Source organism: Micromonospora sp. NPDC051296 (assembly GCF_040682255.1).
Taxonomy (GTDB): Bacteria; Actinomycetota; Actinomycetes; order Mycobacteriales; family Micromonosporaceae; genus Micromonospora; species Micromonospora craterilacus.
Genome location: NZ_JBFBAO010000510.1, coordinates 1 through 3,912, shown reverse-complemented (window position 1 = coordinate 3,912; position 3,912 = coordinate 1). Strand labels below are relative to the sequence as shown.

The following is a 3,912-nucleotide window of genomic DNA, read 5'->3' as shown; positions in this document are numbered from 1 at the left end:
TGGTGGCGCTGGTGCCGCCGGTGCCCGCGCTGACCACGACCCAGGCCGGTACGGGATGGCGCTCCAGGGCGAGCTGCGCGTAGATGGACTCGGCGATGTTGTTGTTGCCCCGCCAGTCGGTGGCCCGCTCGGCGTAGGTGAACTGGTCCATGAAGTGCCCGCCGGAGTCCTCGGCGAGCCAGCGCGCCTCGATGACCACCTTCGCCGGGTCCGCGACCAGGTGGCACCGGCCACCCTGGAACTCGATCTGGGCGATCTTCTCGGGGGAGGTGGAGGCGGGCATCACCGCGATGAAGGGCAGCCCCAGCATCCGGGCGAAGTATGCCTCGGAGACCGCCGTGGAGCCCGACGACGCCTCCACGATGGTGGTGTCCGGGCCGATCCAGCCGTTGCAGAGCCCGTACAGGAACAGCGAGCGGGCCAGCCGGTGCTTGAGCGACCCGGTGGGATGGACCGACTCGTCCTTGAGGTAGAGGTCGATCCCCCACGCTCTGGGCAGCGGGAATGGCAGCAGGTGGGTGTCGGCGGAGCGGTTCGCGTCCGCCTCGACGGCCGCGATCGCCTCGGTCACCCACCGCCGGCTGGTCTCGTCACACCGGTCCAGATGAGTCACGTTCCGAACGTAGCAAGCCGGCTCAGGAGGCCGGCGGGGCCACCGGCTGTGGCCGGTTCTCCCACTTGGTCGACAGGGCGATGCTGGTACGGGTCGAGTTGACCCCGGGCGTCCGGTTGAGCCGTACGATCAGCTGCTCCAACTCGGCGATGGTGCCCACCCGGGCCTTGAGCAGAAAGGACTCGACCCCGGCCATGAAGTAGCAGGACTCGATCTCCGGGATGGCGCGAAACGCCTCCAGCACGTCGTCGGTGTCCGCGCCGGAGTCCTCCACGATGCCGATCAGCGCGGTCACGCCCAGCCCGATGGTGTCCGGCTCGACCTCTGCGCGGTACGCCCGGATGACCCCGCCGGACTCCAGCTTGCCGACCCGTTCGTGCACTGCCGGCGCGGAGAGGCCGACCTGCCGGGCCAGCTCGGCGTACGACAGGCGGGCGTTGCCACGGAGAAGGTCCACGAGGCTGAGGTCGATGGCGTCCACGGACTGTAGACCCTAGTCGCTGCCGCGTAACACCCGGACGCCGACATCCGTTGAATGTTGCTGAGGGTTACAGTTCGCATACCCAGGGTTCGGAGGCCGCAGCGCCGGTATCATTTACTAACTTCCCACTCAGTGCGTTTTTCGCGTTTGGCGGACAGGCCAGGTCGCTGGTGCTGTAATTGCCATACGTCCCTCATGACGGCTCTGGGCTCGCACCGGCCGGGGGCAGTGTGTTCAGCCGGGGGCTTCGTCGACGCGAGGAGGGGGCTGTGGACACTGGAGATCGCCTGCTGACACCGGGTGAAGTCGCCGCGCTGTTTCGGGTTGACCCGAAGACTGTGACCAGATGGGCGGCGGCGGGCCGGATCGGCAGCATCCGGACTCCAGGAGGGCATCGCCGGTTTCGGGAATCCGAGGTGCGAGCTCTGCTTGAGGGGGAGGGCATGCTGGAGGAGGCGGACGAGATGGGCAGGCCACGCAATACCGGGCCGGCCGCCTCGACCGGCCCCGGCCCGGCCAACGCCGGCATGTACTGAAAGGGTGCGGATCGGGACGCGGACCGGTCGTCAGGTCCGGTCCGCGTTCAACTTTCCGGCCCAGCGACGGAACAGGGTGTGTGGCACACCGAGGGCATCGAGCACCTTGCCTGCCACGAAGTCCACGAGCTGCGCCGCAGAAGCGGCGGCGCCCGCGCCGTAGAAGCCGGGACTGGCCGGTAGCACCACCGCGCCGGCGTCGTGCAACGCGATCAGATGCTCCAGGTGGCTACGGGTCACCGGCGTCTCGCGGGGCACCACGACCAGCCGCCGGCGCTCCTTGAGGTTGACCTCGGCAGCCCGCTGCAACAGGTCCTTCGACAGGCCGATCGCGATTCCGGCGCAGGCCGCCGTGCTGGCGGGTACCACCGCCATGCCGCGGGCCGGATACGAGCCGCTGCTCGGCCCGGCCGCCAGGTCACCGGCGGTCCAGTGCCGGACGTCCGCGCCGTCGAGGTCCCGGCCGAGCCAGGCGGCCAGGTCATCGGCCCAGTGCGCGTCGCGGAACGGCCGTCCGGTCTCGTCGAGGATGGTCAGCCGGGCGGCCCGGGAGACGATCAGGTCCACCGGCTCCCCGGCGTCGAGCAGCCCGCCGACGACCGCAGCCGCGTACGGCGTGCCGGACGCCCCGGACACCCCGACCACCCATGGTTCGCGCATGTCTCCAGCCTGCCTGGTCGTCGCCGACGCCGGGCGGCCACCCCCGGAGGTAACTGTCCGACCCGTCCCTGATCCTCGGCAGCTGAGCCGTTACGCCGCCGATGTCCGGCCGGAATGCGGGGGCCACAGCGACCTGGCATGCTGCCGGAGGCGATTCGCGCCGGAGCGAGACGCGCGGGAAGGATCCGGGATGACCGAAGATTTCCGGCCGTCGCCGCGCGCCGCCTCCGACATCCTGCCGTCGCTGCGCGCCGCCTGCCCGATTCCGCCCCGGCTTTCGCCGTACGCCGACGACGTGCAGGGGTGGCTGGTCACCTGGCTGCCGCAGACCGGGCTGCCGATGGACGCACCGACCCGCGAACGGCTGGCCCGGTCCGGCTTCGCCCGCTACGCGGGGCGGCTCTACCCCGACGCCAGCGAGCCCGACCTGCGTACGCTGACCGCCTTGTTCACCTGGTTCTTCCTGGTCGACGATGCCTGCGACAAGCCGGGCCGGCTCGGCCTGGACGAGATCCGCGGGCTGCGGAACGGCGCGGTGGCGCTGCTGCACGGTGGTGCCCGGCTGCGGCACGCCGGGCTGGACGGTCCGCTGCGCCGGCTGCTGGTGAGCGCATGGCGCGAGCCGCGCCACCGGATGACCGCACGCTGGCGGCTGCGCTTTGCCGACGCGGTCGCCCAACACCTCGACGGCACCTGGCAGGAGGCGGCCAACAAGGCCACCGGTCACCGGCCCGGCGTCGCCGAGTACGTCGAGCTGCGCCGAGCCACCTCGGCGGCGTACGTGTCGTACCCGCTGGTGGAGTTCGTCACCGGCCGGCCGCTACCCGACCCGGTCTACCACCACCCGCTGCTGCGCCGGCTCCGTGACCACGGCAACGACCTGCTCTCCTGGTACAACGACATCGCCTCACTGGAACGGGACGCGGCCACCTCCGGCGGGCACAACCTGGTGCTGGCGGAGGCCGCCGAGCGCCGCGTGCCGGTGGACACCGCGGTCGAGCTGGTGGCCCAGCGCTGGCACGAGTCGATGCGCGAGTTCGCCTCCCTGCGCGCCACGGTGCCGTCGTTCGGCCCGGCGCTGGACGGTGCCGTCACCGCCCATCTCGACGGGGTGGCCCGCGCCGTGCGCGGCACCATCGACTGGACCCTGGAGAGCGCCCGCTACGCCACGAGGTAGGCGGGTCGCTTCCTGACCCCCGCCCTCAGGGGCGCAGGCCGAGCCGGAACACCAGGTCGAGCAGGGCGAAGGCGAACAGCGCGATGCCGACGAAGCCGTTGGCCGTGAAGAACGCCCGGTTGACCCGGCTCAGGTCGGTCGGCGTCACCACCAGGTGCTGGTAGCCGAAGGCGACCGCGGTCAGCGCCAGGCCGATCCACCAGAGCCAGCCGAAGCCGACCAGCACGCCGAACCACAGGAACAGCCCGAAGGTCACCACGTGCGCGACGGTGGAGGCGTACAGCGCGAACCGCAGGCCGAACCGGGCCGGCACGCTGTGCACGCCGATCTGCCGGTCCACCTCGGCGTCCTGGCAGGCGTAGATCAGGTCGAAGCCACCGATCCACAGGCCGACGGCCGCGCCGAGCAGGAAGGCCGGCCAGGAGCCGGCGAACGTGCCGGTCAC

Annotated in this window: 6 protein-coding genes; 2 read left to right on the top strand and 4 right to left on the bottom strand. The window is 71.2% G+C overall.

What is annotated here, in order from left to right:
* Together AB0M52_RS32005 and AB0M52_RS32000 are read right to left on the bottom strand one after the other, a co-directional pair.
* A partial coding sequence (locus AB0M52_RS32005) for a pyridoxal-phosphate dependent enzyme (protein WP_363961432.1) occupies positions 1-613 on the bottom strand: 613 nt, incomplete at its 3' end.
* Between the two features lie 22 nt (positions 614-635).
* Positions 636-1,094 carry an Lrp/AsnC family transcriptional regulator gene (locus AB0M52_RS32000; RefSeq protein WP_363961430.1) on the bottom strand — a complete coding sequence of 153 codons (459 nt, stop codon included), beginning with the start codon at positions 1,092-1,094 and terminating at the stop codon, positions 636-638.
* 269 nt (positions 1,095-1,363) lie between these two features.
* On the opposite strand from AB0M52_RS32000, the gene AB0M52_RS31995 reads away from it, so the two are divergent.
* A complete protein-coding gene (locus AB0M52_RS31995) occupies positions 1,364-1,630 on the top strand; it encodes a BldC family transcriptional regulator (RefSeq protein WP_363961428.1) in 267 nt (88 codons plus the stop codon).
* Positions 1,631-1,660: 30 nt separating this feature from the next.
* Here the strand turns inward: AB0M52_RS31995 and AB0M52_RS31990 are convergent, their stop codons facing one another.
* On the bottom strand, positions 1,661-2,290 hold the full coding sequence (locus AB0M52_RS31990; protein WP_363961426.1) for a UbiX family flavin prenyltransferase: 630 nt from the start codon (positions 2,288-2,290) through the stop codon (positions 1,661-1,663).
* A gap of 190 nt (positions 2,291-2,480) precedes the next feature.
* Between AB0M52_RS31990 and AB0M52_RS31985 the strand changes: the two genes are divergently transcribed.
* On the top strand, positions 2,481-3,467 hold the full coding sequence (locus AB0M52_RS31985; RefSeq protein ID WP_363961424.1) for a terpene synthase: 987 nt from the start codon (positions 2,481-2,483) through the stop codon (positions 3,465-3,467).
* A 25-nt stretch (positions 3,468-3,492) separates the two neighbouring features.
* Here AB0M52_RS31985 and AB0M52_RS31980 read toward each other — a convergent pair.
* Positions 3,493-3,912: UbiA family prenyltransferase (locus tag AB0M52_RS31980; RefSeq protein ID WP_363961422.1), on the bottom strand; the 420-nt coding region annotated here is incomplete at its 5' end.

Excerpts from the sequence above, each read along its gene's own strand:
- AB0M52_RS31990 (WP_363961426.1), bottom strand. The coding sequence starts at position 2,290 with ATGCGCGAACCATGGGTGGTCGGGGTGTCCGGGGCGTCCGGCACGCCG.
- AB0M52_RS31985 (WP_363961424.1), top strand. The coding sequence starts at position 2,481 with ATGACCGAAGATTTCCGGCCGTCGCCGCGCGCCGCCTCCGACATCCTG.